Source organism: Veillonella sp. (genome assembly GCF_032470285.1).
GTDB lineage: Bacteria > Bacillota > Negativicutes > Veillonellales > Veillonellaceae > Veillonella.
On sequence record NZ_JAWEKP010000001.1, the window covers coordinates 267,345 to 284,971 of the forward strand.

General features: G+C 36.3%; 18 protein-coding genes. All 18 read left to right on the forward strand.

Annotated features, from left to right (window positions below):
- Positions 1-14: 14 nt before the first annotated feature.
- The 18 genes from pknB to E7B10_RS01360 all read left to right on the forward strand — a co-directional run bounded on the left by pknB (position 15) and on the right by E7B10_RS01360 (position 17,618).
- A complete protein-coding gene (gene pknB, locus E7B10_RS01275) occupies positions 15-1,940 on the forward strand; it encodes a Stk1 family PASTA domain-containing Ser/Thr kinase (RefSeq protein ID WP_008600842.1) in 1,926 nt (641 codons plus the stop codon).
- A gap of 8 nt (positions 1,941-1,948) precedes the next feature.
- Positions 1,949-2,812 carry a ribosome small subunit-dependent GTPase A gene (gene rsgA / locus E7B10_RS01280; RefSeq protein WP_008600844.1) on the forward strand — a complete coding sequence of 288 codons (864 nt, stop codon included), beginning with the start codon at positions 1,949-1,951 and terminating at the stop codon, positions 2,810-2,812.
- A gap of 1 nt (position 2,813) precedes the next feature.
- Positions 2,814-3,464 carry a ribulose-phosphate 3-epimerase gene (rpe, locus tag E7B10_RS01285; RefSeq protein WP_004695686.1) on the forward strand — a complete coding sequence of 217 codons (651 nt, stop codon included), beginning with the start codon at positions 2,814-2,816 and terminating at the stop codon, positions 3,462-3,464.
- Positions 3,465-3,717: 253 nt separating this feature from the next.
- Complete coding sequence (gene rpsB / locus E7B10_RS01290; protein WP_004695687.1) at positions 3,718-4,470, forward strand: 30S ribosomal protein S2; 753 nt, start codon at positions 3,718-3,720, stop codon at positions 4,468-4,470.
- Between the two features lie 98 nt (positions 4,471-4,568).
- Positions 4,569-5,249, forward strand: coding sequence for a translation elongation factor Ts (gene tsf / locus E7B10_RS01295; protein WP_004695689.1), 681 nt, complete (start codon positions 4,569-4,571; stop codon positions 5,247-5,249).
- A gap of 62 nt (positions 5,250-5,311) precedes the next feature.
- The gene (gene pyrH, locus E7B10_RS01300) at positions 5,312-6,037 is read left to right on the forward strand and encodes a UMP kinase (protein WP_004697414.1); all 726 of its coding nucleotides are present in this window, start codon (positions 5,312-5,314) and stop codon (positions 6,035-6,037) included.
- A 5-nt stretch (positions 6,038-6,042) separates the two neighbouring features.
- Positions 6,043-6,603: a ribosome recycling factor gene (gene frr, locus E7B10_RS01305; protein ID WP_024061704.1), complete on the forward strand. Its 561-nt coding sequence runs from the start codon at positions 6,043-6,045 to the stop codon at positions 6,601-6,603.
- Complete coding sequence (locus tag E7B10_RS01310; RefSeq protein WP_004695694.1) at positions 6,603-6,854, forward strand: hypothetical protein; 252 nt, start codon at positions 6,603-6,605, stop codon at positions 6,852-6,854. Before frr ends, E7B10_RS01310 begins: the two co-directional genes overlap by 1 nt.
- The gene (locus E7B10_RS01315) at positions 6,835-7,599 is read left to right on the forward strand and encodes an isoprenyl transferase (RefSeq protein WP_008600848.1); all 765 of its coding nucleotides are present in this window, start codon (positions 6,835-6,837) and stop codon (positions 7,597-7,599) included. Before E7B10_RS01310 ends, E7B10_RS01315 begins: the two co-directional genes overlap by 20 nt.
- Positions 7,600-7,602: 3 nt before the next feature.
- On the forward strand, positions 7,603-8,427 hold the full coding sequence (locus tag E7B10_RS01320) for a phosphatidate cytidylyltransferase (RefSeq protein ID WP_024061702.1): 825 nt from the start codon (positions 7,603-7,605) through the stop codon (positions 8,425-8,427).
- An 18-nt stretch (positions 8,428-8,445) separates the two neighbouring features.
- Positions 8,446-9,591 (forward strand): 1-deoxy-D-xylulose-5-phosphate reductoisomerase, encoded by a 1,146-nt coding sequence (locus E7B10_RS01325; protein ID WP_004695700.1) that lies wholly within the window; start codon positions 8,446-8,448, stop codon positions 9,589-9,591.
- A gap of 8 nt (positions 9,592-9,599) precedes the next feature.
- Positions 9,600-10,616, forward strand: coding sequence for an RIP metalloprotease RseP (gene rseP / locus E7B10_RS01330; protein WP_004695702.1), 1,017 nt, complete (start codon positions 9,600-9,602; stop codon positions 10,614-10,616).
- Between the two features lie 18 nt (positions 10,617-10,634).
- On the forward strand, positions 10,635-11,720 hold the full coding sequence (gene ispG, locus E7B10_RS01335; RefSeq protein WP_287510702.1) for a flavodoxin-dependent (E)-4-hydroxy-3-methylbut-2-enyl-diphosphate synthase: 1,086 nt from the start codon (positions 10,635-10,637) through the stop codon (positions 11,718-11,720).
- A complete protein-coding gene (locus E7B10_RS01340) occupies positions 11,714-13,432 on the forward strand; it encodes a proline--tRNA ligase (RefSeq protein ID WP_287510703.1) in 1,719 nt (572 codons plus the stop codon). The genes ispG and E7B10_RS01340 overlap by 7 nt, the downstream gene beginning before the upstream one ends.
- Positions 13,433-13,548: 116 nt before the next feature.
- The gene (locus E7B10_RS01345; RefSeq protein WP_004695708.1) at positions 13,549-14,376 is read left to right on the forward strand and encodes a PHP domain-containing protein; all 828 of its coding nucleotides are present in this window, start codon (positions 13,549-13,551) and stop codon (positions 14,374-14,376) included.
- A gap of 15 nt (positions 14,377-14,391) precedes the next feature.
- A complete protein-coding gene (locus E7B10_RS01350; RefSeq protein WP_004695710.1) occupies positions 14,392-15,267 on the forward strand; it encodes an Asp23/Gls24 family envelope stress response protein in 876 nt (291 codons plus the stop codon).
- A gap of 8 nt (positions 15,268-15,275) precedes the next feature.
- Positions 15,276-16,589, forward strand: a complete 1,314-nt coding sequence (gene miaB, locus E7B10_RS01355; RefSeq protein WP_004697437.1) for a tRNA (N6-isopentenyl adenosine(37)-C2)-methylthiotransferase MiaB — start codon at positions 15,276-15,278, stop codon at positions 16,587-16,589.
- Positions 16,590-16,817: 228 nt separating this feature from the next.
- On the forward strand, positions 16,818-17,618 hold the full coding sequence (locus E7B10_RS01360) for a class I SAM-dependent methyltransferase (protein ID WP_004697379.1): 801 nt from the start codon (positions 16,818-16,820) through the stop codon (positions 17,616-17,618).
- Positions 17,619-17,627: the final 9 nt, after the last annotated feature.

Sequence of the window (17,627 nt, forward strand, 5' to 3'; positions counted from 1 at the left end):
AAATAATGAGTACTATGAATATAAAAGGCATACTTCTAGATAACCGCTACCGTATTGTTGATAAAATTGGCGTTGGTGGAATGGCTGATGTATACCTTGGAGAAGATACCTTACTAGGTAGACAAGTAGCAATAAAAGTATTGCATGCTAATTTTGCAAATGATGATGAATTTGTGACTCGATTTAAACGAGAAGCACAAGCGGCAGGTAAATTAAATCATCCCAATATTGTAAATATGTATGATGTAGGTTTTGACCAAAATTTACATTACATTGTTATGGAATATGTAGATGGTGAAACCTTAAAAAAATATATAACTCGTCATGGAAGATTGTCTATAGATGAGGCTGTTAAATTTACTATTGCCATAGCTGAAGGCTTAGAACACGCTCATACAATGGGTATTGTTCATTGTGATATAAAACCACATAATGTTATTATTACCAATACGGGGCGCGTTAAAGTAACTGACTTTGGTATTGCTCGTGCAATAAATGCAACTAACACAGTTATGTATACGAATTCGATTTTGGGTTCTGCACACTATTTATCACCAGAGCAAGCTAGTGGTAAACCAGTAGATGGAAATACAGATATCTATTCATTGGGTGTTGTATTGTATGAAATGCTTACAGGTCGTGTACCATTTGAAGGGGAAACGCCAATTGCAGTAGCATTAAAACACGTTCGTGAGAAGGTAGAACCTCCAACTCGATATAATCCATCAATCCCTCCGCTTTTAGAAGCTGTTGTTATGAAGGCATTATCTAAAAATCCTGCAGATCGCTTTGATTCTATCTCTGATATGATCAGTGATTTGCGGTTATCTCAAGGTTTTACAATGGGGAAAACACAACGTCATGAACCATATGATTTTGCTACACAAATGATTCCTGCGGTTGATCCTGAAGCACTTGAAGATCTAAGTACTATTCAAGAAGAACGTAAAGACGAGGGTAAAAAGAAGAGTATGTTAAGTAAAATTGCATCGATTCCACAAAAATACATCGTTCTAGGTGCTGCTGTCATTTTTTTAGTAGCATTTTTAGGTGCTTTCTTAAGCTACGGAAATTTCTGGAGTAATACAACAGTAGATGTACCTAATGTGGTAGGCAAACAAGTTTCTGTAGCAAAAAATATCTTAGAAGATAAACATTTGCGTGTGTCTACAAGTGAAGTTACGAATCCTGATGTGCCAGCTGGTCAAGTTATTTCTCAAACACCTGGGGCTGGAGAAAAGGTTAAAGAGCAACGGACAATTCACCTTGTAGTTTCTAAAGGTGTAGGCGATATTACGGTGCCAGATTTAACTGATTTAACTGTCGATCAAGCCCGTCAACGACTTAAAGATTTAGGTTTAGTTGTGGGGAAAATAACACAACAATCTGTAGATGGTAAAAAAGATGGTGTAATTATTGCTCAGAGTCCTTCAGGAGATTCTAAAGTGTCTAAAGGGACAACAATTGATCTCGTAGTAAATAAAGCGAAGGCTAAGAAAGTCAAAGTACCTAATCTTGTTGGTATGACATTAAAAGATGCTCGTGATACATTGAGTAATATTCAACTAGGTGTAAACCAAGTATCTGGATCTGTGGAAGAAAAATCTGTGGTTATAGAGCAAAGCATTAAAGCTGGCGACGAAATTGACGAAGGTTCCACATTAAATCTTACGACTGAGTTCAAAGATGATAAAAAGAAATCCGATAAAAAAGAAGGAAACAGTGGTAATAAAACAACTGGTACTATAGATGTTACTGTACCAGCTGGTTCTAAAAATCAAGAACTTAAAATTGTCGTAAAAGATGATGAAGGTTCTGCCGTAATCTATGATGATACGAATAAACCTGGAGATCGTGTTGTTAAAAAAGTGTCTGGTGTAGGTAATGTACGTATTGAGGTGTACCTCAATGGTGCATTAGTGCAAGAAACTGCATTATAAGAGGTACTATGATTACAGGCATTGTTGTCAAAAATATGAATGGGTACTTTTATGTACAAGATGATACAGGTACCATTCATGAATGTAAGGTTCGTGGCAGACTTAAGCAAGGACGCTATAGTTTACTTGTAGGGGACCGCGTTACGATTTCGGAGGATGGGTTCGTTGAATCCATCCATGAACGTCATAATTCGATGGTTCGCCCTGCAGTAGCTAATATTGACCAAGTTGTATTAGTTGTGGCTGCCCATGAACCAGATATTAATGAGTTATTACTCAATAAAATGCTCGTTATGATTGAACATGCGGATATCCCTATTGTACTATGTATCAATAAATGTGACTTGATGGATTCAGAGACGGAAACTATGGTTGATCTTTATAAATCAATCGGCTATGAGGTTTTGATGACATCCACATATAATATGACAGGCATTGATGATTTGCGTCATGTGCTTCAACATAAGGTAACGGCTTTTGCAGGACCATCTGGTGTTGGTAAAAGTAGTCTTTTAAATGCGGTAGACCCCAAATTTGCCTTCCAGACTGGGGAGGTAAGTGATAAGATTAAACGTGGTAAACATACTACTCGTCACGCTTCTTTATATAGTTTAGATGCAGATTCTTTTATCATGGATACACCTGGATTTAGTGCTATTGAATTTAATGATGTTTCCCTTGAAAGATTGCCTACATTATTCCCAGAATTTGGTGAATATGTTGATACTTGTAAATTTAATCCTTGCTATCATGAACATGAACCTATTTGTGGGATTAAAGCTGCTCTAGAAGCTGGTCATATTCATCAAGGACGATATGATGCTTATATGTCTATACGTAATGATATAGAAAGTCAACGAAAGAGGTTTTAATATGATAAAAATTGCACCATCTATGCTTTCCGCAAATTTTGCGGTGTTAAGCGAGGAATTAAAATCTATTGAAGCAGCGGGGGCTGATTTATTACATATCGACATCATGGATGGACACTTTGTTCCGAATCTAACCTTTGGTGCTCCCATTGTGAAAGCAATTCGTCCATATACAAAATTACCATTTGATGTGCATTTGATGGTTACTAATCCTGGTGATTATGTAGAAGAATTTGCAAAAATTGGTGTAGAATATTTTACTTTTCATCAAGAAACTGTACCTCATATGCATCGTTTGATTCAACATATCAAGCAGTGTGGGATGAAGGCTGGTGTAGCATTGAATCCTAGTACACCTGTATCTCTACTAGAAGATGTAGCTGCAGATTTAGATATGATTTTAATTATGTCTGTGAATCCAGGATTTGGAGGACAATCTTTTATTAAGAATGCCATAAAAAAAGTTAAACAAGCCAAGATATTGTTAGAAGAAGTAGACAATTCAACGGCAGTCATTGAGGTGGACGGTGGTATTAACGATATTACTTGTGTACCGATTAAAAGAGCGGGGGCTACAGTTTTAGTTGCTGGTTCTGCAGTGTTTGGAGCAGAAAATCGTGCAAGTATGATTGACTCCATTCGCAATAATTAAATAAATATTTTCATAATATTCTATAATTCAAATTTGAACATAAGATTGTACATCAATAAGAAAGAGAATGTATTTAAAATAAGGAGTGAGGAATACTTAAAGAATTCCTCACTCCTTGCTTGCTTTTGCCATGATTTTTTGTTAGAATTATTAGGTATGAAAAATATGCACGTCAGTGGACTTCGGTACTGTGCCTAATTTTGGGTGACCCGAAGGATGAAGCGGCGGAGGTTAATTAACAGGAGGTGCCACAATGGCAGTAGTATCAATGAAACAATTATTAGAGGCTGGTGTACACTTTGGTCATCAGACTAGAAGATGGAACCCTAAAATGGCGAAATTCATCTTCACTGAACGCAATGGTATTTATATCATTGATTTGTCTAAAACAGTTAAAAAAGTAGAAGAAGCTTACAATTTCTTGCGTGAAGTTGCTTCCCAAGGCGAAGTAATCTTGTTCGTAGGTACTAAAAAACAAGCTCAAGAAGCTATTAAAGAAGAAGCTATCCGTGCTAACATGTTCTTCGTTAACGAACGTTGGTTGGGCGGTATGTTGACTAACTTCAAAACAATTGAAACTCGTATTAAACGTTTAAAACAATTGGAAGCTATGGCAGAAGACGGTACTTTCGAAGTATTGCCTAAAAAAGAAGTTATCGGTCTTCGTCATGAAATGGATAAATTGGAAAAATATCTTGGTGGTATCAAAGATATGCCTAAAATGCCAGGTGCTCTTTTCGTAGTAGATCCTAAAAAAGAAAAAATTGCTATTGCGGAAGCTAAAAAATTGGGCATTCCAGTGGTTGCAACAGTTGACACTAACTGTGACCCAGATGAAGTTGATTTCCCAATTCCAGCAAATGACGACGCTATCCGTGCTGTTAAATTGTTGGCTGGCAAAATGGCTGACGCTGTTCTTGAAGGTCGTCAAGGCGAATCCTTCGAAGAAGCATTAGATAACATGGTAGCTGACTCTGCTGAAATGGTTCGAGACGGTAAAGCTTAATCGTTGTCGTATTAGCATTTGAAAGATAAATCTATAACATATATAATTGGGGTAAGGACTATATCCTTACCTTAATTAATACTAGGAGGAACAAAATAATGGCAATTACTGCTGCTTTGGTAAAAGAATTGCGCGACATGACTGGCGCAGGTATGATGGACGCTAAAAAAGCATTGGTTGAAACTGACGGTAATATCGATAAAGCGGTTGACCTTCTTCGTGAAAAAGGTTTGGCTGCGGCAGCTAAAAAAGCTGGTCGTATTGCAGCTGAAGGTGTAGTACAATCCTACATTCATGCAGGTGGTCGTATCGGTGTTTTAGTGGAAGTTAACTGTGAAACTGACTTCGTTGCAAAAACTGATGATTTCCAAAATTTAGCACGCGATATCGCAATGCAAATTGCGGCTGTAAATCCTACATACTTGAACCGTGAAGAAGTTCCTACTGAAGTCATTGAACACGAAAAACAAGTATTGTTGGAACAAGCTAAAGTAGAAGCTGAAGAAGACGTTAAAGCTGGTCGTAAACCAAAACCTGAAGCTGTTTTAGAAAAAATGGTTGCTGGCCGTATCGAAAAATTCTATAAAGAAAATTGCCTATTAGAACAAGTATTCATTAAAGATGGTGATAAAACTGTTACAGACATCATTAATGAAAGTATTGCAAAAATCGGTGAAAACATCAACGTACGTCGTTTTGTTCGCTATGGTTTAGGTGAAGGCATTGAAAAACGCCAAGATGACTTCGTAGCAGAAGTAATGGCATCTGTTGGTAAATAATTAATAAACAATAAGAGAACACCGTACAGTGTTCTCTTATTTTGCAATAGAGGAGTAAAAATATGGCAAAAAGAAACTTTCGACGTATTGTTTTAAAGTTGAGTGGTGAAGCATTAGCAGGTGAACAAGGTTTTGGTATTAATCCTGATGTTGTCGAAGAATTTGCAAAAGAAATTGCTGCTTTAGCAAAATCCACTGATTTAGAAATCGCAATTGTTGTTGGTGGTGGTAACCTATGGAGAGGTTTAGCTGGTAGCAATCAAGGTATGGATCGTGCTACTGCTGACTATATGGGGATGCTTGCAACAGTGATGAACTCCTTAGCATTGCAAGATGCATTAGAACAAGCTGGTGTAGATACACGTGTACAAACGGCTATCGAAATGCAAGAAATTGCAGAACCTTATATTCGTCGTCGCGCTATTCGTCATTTAGAAAAAAAACGTATCGTCATCTTCGGTGCTGGCCTTGGTAAACCTTACTTCTCTACAGATACAACAGCTGCATTACGGGCCGCTGAAATTGAAGCCGATGCTATTTTAATGGCAAAGAAATTTGCTGATGGCGTATATGATTCTGACCCTAAGACAAATCCTAATGCCGTTAAATTTGACGAATTAACATATAACGAGATTATCACAAAAGAATTAAAAGTAATGGATGCTACATCCACAACTTTATGTAAAGATAACAATATTCCTATTATTGTATTTAGCATGGATATTCCTGGTAATATTACAAAAGCTGCTAAAGGTGAAGAGATAGGGACCATTGTTCGAGGAGAATAATTCATATGGAAATTAAAGAATTGTTACAACAAGCAGAAGACCGCATGAATAAGTCTATTGAGGCTTTAAAACATGAATTCGCATCTATTCGTACAGGCCGTGCTAGTGTAGCACTACTTGATAAAGTAATGGTTGATTATTATGGAAGTCTATCACCCATTAATCAAGTTGCGAATATCTCCGTGCCTGAACCTCGAATGATTGTGATTGCACCTTGGGATAAAACAATGATTGGTGCTATTGAAAAAGCAATTTTACAATCTGATTTAGGTTTGAACCCTGGTAATGATGGTGCACAAATTCGTTTAAGTATTCCTCAATTAACTGAGGAACGTCGTAAAGAAATCGTTAAAGTAGTTCATAAAAAGGCTGAAGATGCAAAAGTTGCAGTGCGCAACATTCGTCGCGATGTAAATGAAGCATTAAAAAAAGAAGAGAAAGCTAAAACGATTACTGAAGATGATGCTAAAGACGGTTTAGATCAAATCCAAAAGCTTACCGATGCTAAAGTTAAGCAAATCGATGAGTTAAAAGCAGTAAAAGAAAAGGACGTATTAGAAGTATAATGTTAGATTCTAATAGCCTTATTGGAATACCATGGCAGCTTGCAAAGTCTCGTTTGCAGGCTGCCCATATTCCTTTTAAGGTAATGATTGGTGGATCCTTTAATCGCTTCTTTGAAATTTCAGATAAAGGATTTTATGTGGCACGTATTACAAAGGTTGATGAGTGCTTACATATACTACTATATAGACCAATGATTGCCAGCGACTTCGGAAATTCTATCGAGGTAGACTATGCTAAAGAAATTATTTAACCGTAAACGTTCTGATACGCCTGTCATTGATCGTAATATAATTCCACAACATGTTGCTATTATTATGGATGGTAATGGACGATGGGCTAAACGCAGAGGCATGCCGCGCTCCATGGGGCATCGTGCTGGTGCAGATGTATTAAAAGAAATTGTTATGGCCGCAGATGAGATCGGAATTAGAGCTCTTACGGTATATGGTTTCTCCACGGAGAACTGGAAACGTCCTGAACAGGAAGTTTCTTTACTTATGTCTCTCATAAAAGAATACTTAAATAATAATGTTAAGTATATGCATGAACATAATGTACGCATTCGATTTATTGGTTTTATTGGAGGGCTTTCAGAAGACCTACAAAAAATCATTCAAGATGCAGAATTATTAACTCAGAATAATACAGGCCTCACATTACAGTTAGCGATTAACTATGGTGGGCGTGATGAAATAGTTAGAACTATCCGCGACATTGTAAAATCCGTTGCGGATGGCGTTATTACAATGGACAAAATTACTGAAGAATATGTAAGTTCTCAATTATTCACTAAAGAGTTTAGTGATGTAGATTTATTAATTCGTCCTAGTAGTGATTTTAGAATTAGTAATTTTTTGTTATGGCAACTAGCGTATGCTGAATTTTGGTTTACCGATTTGCATTGGCCAGATTTTACTAAGGAAACTTTACTTGAAGCTGTGGCGGCATATCAGAAACGAGAACGCCGATTTGGTGGCTTATGTGATGAGGAATAAAAAATGTTAAAAACACGTGTTATTACCGCTGTTATTGGTTTTATTATTGCCTTAGGGGCCATTACATTTGGTGGATTAGTGTATGATGTGCTAATTACACTTTTAGCTTTATTAGGGTGGCGTGAGTTTGTATTACTTGGTAAAGCTAAACGTGTTCGGATATCCATTATATGGGGATATATTAGCATTTTATTGCTAATGATTGCTCTTGCATGTCATCAGTATATTATAGCTATAGCTATTTTAGTATTAAGTTTATTTGCCAATTATATGTTGTGTACATTTGGTGAAACTAAGTACTCGATGTCTAGTGTATCCTTTAGTGTATTTGGTTTATTATATATTGGTATGGGTATGACTTCATTGCTCTTGATTCGTCATGACTCAATTTACATGAATTTATCAATGCCTTTTGAACTATATAACTGGGGCACTATTACACTTTGGTTATTATTGTTTACTACTTGGGCTAGCGATACCTTTGCATACTTTTCAGGTCGAGCTTTTGGTAAACGTAAAATAGTACCATCCATTAGTCCTAATAAAACACTAGAAGGTTTTATTGGTGGATTTATCGGCTGTATCCTTACAGGTGCAGTATTTTCGTATATCGTTGGCATTCCTTGGTGGATGGGAATCCATGTAGGTATGATTAGCGGTATATTAGCACCATTAGGTGATTTGTTTGAATCAAAGATTAAACGACTATGTAATGTAAAAGATTCTGGTACATTATTACCAGGTCATGGCGGTGTATTGGATCGCTTTGATAGTTTATTATTTGCGGCTCCTATTACATTAGTATATATATTACTATTTTTGTACTAATTTCATAGAGGTACACTTATGAAATACCTAAGTATTATTGGTAGTACTGGCTCTATCGGTACACAGACGCTTGATGTGGTGTCTCAACATCCAGATCAATTCAAGGTGGTTGCCTTAGTGGCACATCATAATATTGACCTCTTAGAACATCAGATTAAAGAATATAAACCTTTGGTGGCGGGTCTTGTAGATGAAGGTGCTTTTAAAGAATTACAAGCACGCTATACAGGTCCTACAAAATTGATAGGTGGTAAGGAAGCCCTCATTGCAGCAGCTACAATTCAAGAAGCAACAATGATTGTTACTGCTATTGTAGGTGCTGCGGGAATTGAGCCCACAGTGGAAGCTATAAAACAAGGTAAGACTATAGGTCTTGCTAATAAGGAAACTCTTGTTGCTGGAGGTCCATTAATTACGGCTTTAGCTAAAGAACATGGCGTGCAAATCCTACCTATCGATAGTGAACATAGTGCTATATTTCAGTGCTTAGAAGGACAGAAACGTGACAATGTTGATTCTTTAATTGTCACTGCTTCTGGTGGTCCTTTACGCACATGGGATTCTAGTAAAATTCAAACTGCAACTGCTGCAGATTGTTTGCGACATCCTACTTGGAATATGGGTAATAAAATAACTATAGACTCTGCCTCTTTATTCAATAAAGGCTTAGAGGTAATAGAAGCTCATTGGTTATTTGGTTTTGATTTTGATCATATTGATGTAGTAGTACATCCTCAAAGTATTGTTCATTCTATGATACGTATGAAGGATGGTGCGATATTAGCGCAAATGGGTAATCCAGATATGCGCGAGCCCATTCAATATGCTTTGACGTATCCAAAACGTGAAGTTTTAAGTATGAATCATCTTGATTTTACTCAAGCACTACAATTGGAGTTTTTACCTCCACGGTATGACGATTTTCCTGCACTTCGACTTGCGTATGAGGTGGGACGTGCTAGTGGATTTAAACCTGCTGTATTTAATGCAGCTAATGAAACGGCAGTATATGCCTTTTTAGAAGATAAAATCGCCTTTGGTGATATTTATAAAGTCGTTACTTCTGTTCTTGAATCTATGGGACCAGAAGATGATTTCACATTAGATAATTTATTATCCATCGATAGATGGGCCCGTGAAAAGGCAACATCGTTGATGTTATAGGAGAATATATGATTACGGCATTAGCCACAATATTTGTATTTGGTTTAATCGTGTTTATTCATGAATTAGGCCATTTTATTACAGCTAAGATGTCAGGTATGCAAGTTGATGAATTTGCTATAGGTTTTGGTCCAGCCATATTTAAAGTACAAAAAGGGGAAACTTTATATTCTATTCGTATAATTCCTCTTGGAGGATTTAATCGTATTGCTGGTATGACACCTGACGAGCCTCTTAATGAGCGCTCCTTTTATAATAAACCTGCGTGGAAAAAATTTATTGTTATTTCTGCAGGGGCTGTATTTAACTTTATATTAGCCATTGTACTTTTCTTTGGCCTAAATGTGACTGTAGGAAATCTTACATATACAAATGAACCTGTAATTGGTAACATTATTGCGGGTAGTTCTGCAGAACAGGCTCATTTAGAAGCTAACGATAGAATTATTACGATTGATGGTAAAAAAATTAGTACTTGGGATGATATTCGTCCTAGCTTACAAGGCACAGCAAACCATGATGTAACTGTTGTTGTAGAGCGTGAAGGAAAAACTATAGAGACTACGGTAATACCTAAAATGGAACAAGATAGTCCTAAGATTGGCATCTACCCTAGCTTTACTCGTGAAACTTATAGTATTGGTGAATCTTTGAGCCTTGCTGTTAGTCGGACGGGGCAAACTATTGTTGCTATGGTCAGTGGGATTTACGATATGATTCGTGGCACACAAGCAGCCGAATTATCTGGTCCAGTAGGAATTTCCCAAATGGCAGGTGCTATTGCACAATCAGGATTTGCACCACTATTAAGTTTTGCTGCATTCCTTAGTATTAACTTAGGGGTTATTAATCTTTTACCATTACCTGTTTTAGATGGTGGTCACTTGATTATTATCTTGGCGGAAGCTATAACAGGCCGTAGATTACCTGCTAAAGCTCTTATGTATATACAAATGGTTGGGGTTGCCTTAATGGTAGCATTATTCTTATATGTAACAACGCAGGATATTTTCCGTTTACTATAAGACAGATGGGAGATTACAATGATTGTACGTAAACCAACAAATGGTATCTATGTAGGTACAGTTAAAATCGGCGATTATGCACCGGTAAGTATTCAATCTATGATTACTACGGATCCAGTACATACAGAGAAGGCAATTGCAGAAATTAATCATTTAGCAGAGGCTGGTTGTGAACTGGTTCGTGTCGCCGTTCCTACAATGGCATCTGCAAAGGCTTTAAAGGCTGTTAGAGCGGGCATTTCAATTCCTTTGATCGCCGATATTCACTTTGATTATAGATTAGCTTTAGAAGCTATTGAAAATAATGTTGATGGATTGCGCATTAATCCAGGAAATATTGGTGGTGAAGATAAGGTTTTAGCCGTTATTGAAAAGGCAAAACCTAAACAAATCCCAATTCGCATTGGTGTTAATGCAGGCTCTTTACCAAAGCATATTCTCGATGCTCATGGAGGACATCCTACAGCGGATGGTATGGTTGAAACAGCTTTAGAACACGTAAGAATTTTAGAAAAACTCGATTATCGTCAAATGAAATTATCCATTAAAGCAACGGAAGTACCTCTAATGGTGGAAGCATATCGTAAGTTATCTGATAAGATTCCTTATCCGTTACATTTAGGTGTAACAGAAGCTGGTACTATTAAACAAGGCACTATTAAATCTGCTATGGGGATTGGTGCATTATTGCTCGATGGCATTGGTGATACATTACGGGTATCCTTAACTGGAGATCCAATTCACGAAATTGAAGTAGGTAGAAGTATTTTAAGTAGCTTAGGATTAAGAAATTTTGGGGCCACTATGATATCTTGTCCTACATGTGGTCGTTGCCAAGTAAATTTATTTGATATGGCTAGTATTGTAGAAGAACGTCTAGCATCCATAAAAGCGCCTATTAAGGTTGCCGTTATGGGGTGTGTTGTAAATGGTCCAGGGGAAGCGCGTGAGGCCGACTTTGGTATTGCTGGTGGTGATGGTCAAGGTATTATTTTCCGTAAAGGGAAAGTTATTAAGACTGTACCAGAAGCCGAATTAGTAGATACATTGTTTAGAGAAATTGACCAATATTTAGAAAATTTAGATGAGGAGTCTTTATGTTAGCCACTAAATTATATGCACCTACATTGCGTGAGGTTCCATCTGACGCTGATGTAGTAAGCCAACAGCTTATGCTTCGCGCTGGTTTTATGCGTAAAACTGCAAATGGTTTATATAGTTTTTTACCATTAGGTTGGAGAAGTATCAAAAAGATTGAAGCTATTGTACGTGAAGAAATGGATCGTGCTAGTGCTCAAGAAATTATGATGCCAATTTTACAGCCTGCAGAAATTTGGAAAGAGTCTGGCCGTTGGAACGCATATGGCGCAGAAATGATGCGTATCAATGATCGTCATGATAATGAATTCTGTCTAGGACCAACACATGAAGAGATGATTACAACCCTCGTTAAAAATGAGATTAACTCATATCGTCAATTACCAGTCAACTTATATCAAATTCAAAGTAAATTCCGTGATGAGCGTCGTCCACGTTATGGCTTGATGCGTAGCCGAGAATTCATTATGAAAGATGCTTATTCTTTTGATGTAGATGAAGCCGGTTTAGATGAATCCTATAAATCTATGTACGATGCATATACACGTATTTTTACACGTTGTGGTCTTACATTCCGCCCAGTAGAGGCTGATAGTGGTACAATCGGTGGTAGTGGTACGCATGAGTTCATGGCCATTGCCGAAGCTGGTGAAGCTGATATCGTATATTGTACTAAGTGTGATTATGCAGCTAACATTGAAATCGGCAAGCCTAGTATCATGAAACAAGACGAAGAAGTTCTTCAAGAGTTATCTGTTGTGGATACACCAAATGCAAGTTCTATTGAAGCTGTGGCAGACATGTTAAATTTACCATTACATAAAACTATTAAAGCGGTAGTATTTTCTATTGATGGTAAAGTGGTATTAGCCATTGTTCGTGGTGACCATGAAGTAAATGAAGTCGCTGTACAACATGCCGTTCTTGGCGCTGTAGAGCCTGAGATGGCTACCCCTGAAGAATTAGAAAAAGTAGGTTTAACAGCTGGCTTCATCAGTCCTATTGGTTTAAAACAAACAGAAGATTTTGCTATTGTTGTTGATGAATCTGTTATGGAAACTTACAATGTTTGTGGTGGCGCTAATAAGAAAGATGCTCACTATGTTAATATTAATCCAAAACGGGACTTTAATGTAGAAGATATTATTGTTGCTCCAATTCGTTTGATCACGAAGGACGATGTGTGTCCTAAATGTGGTGGCGCTTTAGAACATGCTAAAGGCATTGAAGTAGGTCAAGTATTTAAATTGGGTACAAAATATTCTGAAGCATTACAAGCTACATTCTTAGATCAAAATGGTCGTCCTAATCCAATGATTATGGGTTGCTATGGTATCGGTGTATCTCGTACACTAGCTGCTGCTATTGAGCAATATCACGATGAAAATGGTATTATTTGGCCATGTTCTATCGCTCCATTTGAAGCAGTTATTGTCCCAATTAATGCAAAAGATGAAGCATTAATGTCTACTAGTCAAACTATTTATACTGCATTACAAAATGCTGGTGTAGATGTATTGTTAGATGATCGTAAAGATCGTGCAGGTGTTAAGTTCAAAGATGCTGATTTGATTGGTTATCCACTTCGCATTACAGTAAGTAAAAATACTCTTGAGAATAACGAAGTAGAAATTCAAATCCGTAAGTCTGGAGAAGCTCTTCCATGTGCTATTGATTCTGTAGCTGATAAAGTAACAGAATTGCTTCAAAACTTATAATAGAATTGCGATTCTAGTGAATGTTCATTAGGGTCGCAATTTTTCTTTCTAAACTTGAATTAATAGATTAAATAAGTCATAATTAAATGATAGAATATTTGGAATGGAGGTGCTATATGCTTGTAGATTTTCATATGCATTCCATCTTTTCAGATGGTGTTGAAACACCTAAAGATCTATTGCAACATGCCATAGACTGTAATGTATCTATGATGGCTTTAACCGATCATGATGAAATAGACGGCATTCAAGCATTGCGTGCTGCTCAAAAGAAGTTAGATCCTAATGAATCTATTAAAATCGTAAATGGCTGTGAATTTAGTGCTGATTATAAAGATAAGTCAATTCATATTTTAGGATATTGTTTTGATGAAAATAATAAAGATTTAATCGATTTTATTACGTTTTTTAAAGGAAAACGTGAAGAACGTATCGATGAAATTATCCGTCGTTGTAATAATGAAGGATATTATATTACAAAAGAAGAGCTCATTAAACAATTTCCTGATACTAAAGCTTATGGTCGCCCACATATTGGTAAACTTTTAATTGATGGTGGTTATGCCAAGGATATTAATGATGTATTTAAAGGTATTCTTCGAAAAGATAGTCCTTGCTATGTTCCTAAGGTAAAAGTAGAGGTTCCTTATATTATTGATATTATACATAAAGCTGGAGGACTTGCTGTTATGGCTCATCCTAAATTGGTTACTAGTGATGAATATGTGTTGGAAATGTTAAATTATGATTTTGATGGTATGGAGGTATATCACTCAAAGCATAATGATGATGATGTGGAGCGATATAAAGAATTCGCTAAAAAGCATAAGCTATTTATTACTGGTGGTTCTGATTACCATGGTATTGTAGGCAAGAAACCTGATAGATTTGGTGATTACTTAGTATCTGGTAAGGATGTATCAGAATTTATTAGTTTGTTATAAATGACGAGGTAGGCTATGGAAGTCGTTGCTTTTGTAGGTAGTAGTGGCACAGGTAAAAGTCATCGTGCCCTCGTAGTTGCTCATGAAAATAAAATTGAATGTATCATCGATGATGGTATTTTGATTCATGATAATAAAATTGTAGCTGGCTTTTCTGCAAAAAAAGAGTCTAGTCGTTTAAAAGCTGTTCGTCGTGCTATTTTTCAAGACGAAGTACAAGTTAAATCCGTACGAGAACAATTAGATAAGATTAAACCTAATAAGCTTATGATTATCGGCACTTCTGATAATATGGTTAAGAAGATTACTAAAGCTTTAGGCTTACAAGAACCTGATCGATATATTCGTATAGAAGATGTTGCAACACCTAAGGAAATTGAAAAGGCACAACATGCACGTCTTAAAGAGGGTAAACATATAATTCCTGTGCCGACTATGGAATTAAAGCCACACTTTAGGGGGTATTTGATTGATCCAATCAAAACCATGTGGCGCCGCAGGACTTTGAAAAAACAAGATCAAGATACCTTAGGTCAAATTGGTTCTGAAGGATTTGAACGTTCTGTTGTACGGCCTGCTTTTAGCTACTATGGTCGACTCACTTTTGACGATGAAGTAATTATTAAATTGATTAGAAATGGGTTAAAAAAAGTAGCTGGTGTCGATGAGACCAGTATAATTTCTTTTAAAAAAAGCGACAAAGGTCAAAACGGTCTTGTTGTTGATATGGCTGTAGTTATTGAACATGGATATCCTGTTAAACCGTTGATGCAACAGGTACAAAAATCTGTTCGCAATGAAATTGAATATATTACCGGCATGTCTATTGAACGCATGTCCATTAAAGTTAAGAATATTATTGAAACAAAACGTAAGATTGTTAAAGTGTAGGAGTTAGAATGAAGTCTTATTATATTTACACCTATGGTTGTCAAATGAATACCGCCGACTCTGAGCGATTATCGCATCAGCTGGAATCTGTTGGGTATATACCAACAGAGAATGTTGAAACTGCAGATTTAATTCTGCTAAATACTTGTGCAGTGCGTGAAAATGCAGAAACTAAAGTTTATGGGCGTATAGGTGAGCTAAAAAGACTAAAACGTAATAATAAAAACTTGATTATCGCCGTCACAGGATGTATGGCTCAAAAAAATCAAGCAGAAATGTTTAAACGAGCTCCTCATATTGATATTGTATTGGGTACTCATAATATTCAACATATTAACGAGATGATTGAAGAAGTACAACATGGACATACGCATCAAATCAGCGTAGATATGGATAACTCTGTATTGCCTGAATTAGAGGCAAAACCAAATGGCTCTTTTTATGCATGGGTACCTATTATGAATGGCTGTAATAAATTTTGCACCTATTGTATTGTTCCCCATGTACGTGGTAGAGAGATTAGCCGTCCTGTAGAGGCCATTGTTAAAGAGGTTACAGACCTAGGGGTTAAAGGATTTAAAGAGATCACTTTATTGGGGCAAAATGTAAACTCTTATGGCCTAGATTTTAAAGATGGTACAGATTTTGGTACATTAATTGATGCTCTTGATGGTATTCCTGGTATAGAACGTATTCGCTATATGACAAGTCATCCTCAAGATATGAGTAAGTCTATGATTGATGCTCTTGGTAGGTCATCCAATATTGTGACGCATTTACATTTACCTATTCAATCTGGTTCCAATCGTATTTTAAAGAAAATGAATCGTCATTACACGGTAGAGCATTATAAAGAATTACTTTCTTATTGCCGTGAAAAAATAAAAGATGTGGTGGTGACTACGGATATTATTGTAGGTTTCCCAGGAGAAACTGAGGAAGATTTTCAAGCTACATTACAATTATTAAAAGATGTGCGCTATGACATGGCGTATACGTTTATCTACTCTAAGCGATCTGGAACGCCAGCAGCAACTATGGATGATCAAATTCCAGAAGAGATTAAGCGCGTTCGCTTACAAACATTGATGGATGTACAAAATGAAATCTCTTATGAATTAAATAAACCTATGGAAGGACAAGTATTTGATATTATTGTAGAGGGACCAAGTCCTCGTGATGAAGACATGTGGTTCGGTCGTACATCTGGTAATAAAATGGTTTTATTCCCTAAGGATGACTCCCTATCAATTGGTCAAACTGTACCAGCTCATATCGATAAAGCTCAAACATGGGTTTGTTATGGTAGTATTGTAAAATAAACTATTAGAATCAAAAAGAACTCGTCACTATTATGTTAACTCTAAGGTTAGAATTTTTATCTAAAATTAGTTTGCTAAACATGTGGTGGCGATGTTCTTTTTTACCATAGATGCTGATTAGAAATCATATGTGTTATAATAATAAAATAATATAAAAGTTGTATATTGAAGACATTCATAGGTATGAACACCATTTACATTTTGTATTTTTACAAAGAAGGTGTAACTATGAAACTTGATTTAAACGCTGTAGGCGAAACGGCATTATTGACACTATATGCAAGAGCGAAAGATTATGAGTCAGATCAATCTGTATTAAAGGATCAGAAATCCTGGGATATTTTAAAGCATATTGATTATGATTTTGATCAATTTAAAGATGTTAAGATGTCTTATTATGGAATTTTAGGACGAGCAAAAGTAATCGATGAAGAGATACGAAACTTTATATCTCTATATCCAGATTGTATCGTCGTATCATTAGGTGCCGGTTTAGATACTATGTTTTATCGAGTCGACAACGGTTATATTGATTGGTATAATATCGATTTTGCCGGAGTGATTGAAGCACGTACACAATTTTTTGAGCCTCATGAACGAGTCCATAATTTAGTGAGTTCTATAACTGATGAATTGTGGACTAAAAATATTGAGATAAATGGACGAAAACTACTGCTTGTTAGTGAAGGTGTAGTTATGTATCTTACATTGGATGAAATGAAGCAGTTTTTAGGCTTGCTGACTGATTCTTTTGAAGAGTTTACGTTATATCTTGATATGATTTCTCCATATGTGGCGAAACGCACTAAACAACATGATATGCTTAGTAAAATGAATGTTTCTTTTCAGTGGGGAACTAAGGACGGTCATGAAATTGTAGTTATGAATCCTAAGCTTAAACAGACTGGATTGATTAATTTTACAGGAAGTATGTTGTCCTTAGCACCTATTGTTTATAAATTATTATACCCGTTTATATATTTGTTTAATAATCGTATGGGAATATACGAATATAAGCGGAATCTGTGATATGACTCA

Coding starts and splice junctions, on each gene's coding strand:
- rpe (WP_004695686.1), top strand. CDS start 2,814: ATGATAAAAATTGCACCATCTATGCTTTCCGCAAATTTTGCGGTGTTA.
- pyrH (WP_004697414.1), top strand. CDS start 5,312: ATGGCAAAAAGAAACTTTCGACGTATTGTTTTAAAGTTGAGTGGTGAA.
- E7B10_RS01350 (WP_004695710.1), top strand. CDS start 14,392: ATGGAAGTCGTTGCTTTTGTAGGTAGTAGTGGCACAGGTAAAAGTCAT.
- E7B10_RS01315 (WP_008600848.1), top strand. CDS start 6,835: ATGCTAAAGAAATTATTTAACCGTAAACGTTCTGATACGCCTGTCATT.
- frr (WP_024061704.1), top strand. CDS start 6,043: ATGGAAATTAAAGAATTGTTACAACAAGCAGAAGACCGCATGAATAAG.
- E7B10_RS01340 (WP_287510703.1), top strand. CDS start 11,714: ATGTTAGCCACTAAATTATATGCACCTACATTGCGTGAGGTTCCATCT.
- pknB (WP_008600842.1), top strand. CDS start 15: ATGAATATAAAAGGCATACTTCTAGATAACCGCTACCGTATTGTTGAT.
- miaB (WP_004697437.1), top strand. CDS start 15,276: ATGAAGTCTTATTATATTTACACCTATGGTTGTCAAATGAATACCGCC.
- rseP (WP_004695702.1), top strand. CDS start 9,600: ATGATTACGGCATTAGCCACAATATTTGTATTTGGTTTAATCGTGTTT.
- rpsB (WP_004695687.1), top strand. CDS start 3,718: ATGGCAGTAGTATCAATGAAACAATTATTAGAGGCTGGTGTACACTTT.
- E7B10_RS01360 (WP_004697379.1), top strand. CDS start 16,818: ATGAAACTTGATTTAAACGCTGTAGGCGAAACGGCATTATTGACACTA.
- E7B10_RS01320 (WP_024061702.1), top strand. CDS start 7,603: ATGTTAAAAACACGTGTTATTACCGCTGTTATTGGTTTTATTATTGCC.
- rsgA (WP_008600844.1), top strand. CDS start 1,949: ATGATTACAGGCATTGTTGTCAAAAATATGAATGGGTACTTTTATGTA.
- E7B10_RS01310 (WP_004695694.1), top strand. CDS start 6,603: ATGTTAGATTCTAATAGCCTTATTGGAATACCATGGCAGCTTGCAAAG.
- E7B10_RS01345 (WP_004695708.1), top strand. CDS start 13,549: ATGCTTGTAGATTTTCATATGCATTCCATCTTTTCAGATGGTGTTGAA.
- ispG (WP_287510702.1), top strand. CDS start 10,635: ATGATTGTACGTAAACCAACAAATGGTATCTATGTAGGTACAGTTAAA.
- tsf (WP_004695689.1), top strand. CDS start 4,569: ATGGCAATTACTGCTGCTTTGGTAAAAGAATTGCGCGACATGACTGGC.
- E7B10_RS01325 (WP_004695700.1), top strand. CDS start 8,446: ATGAAATACCTAAGTATTATTGGTAGTACTGGCTCTATCGGTACACAG.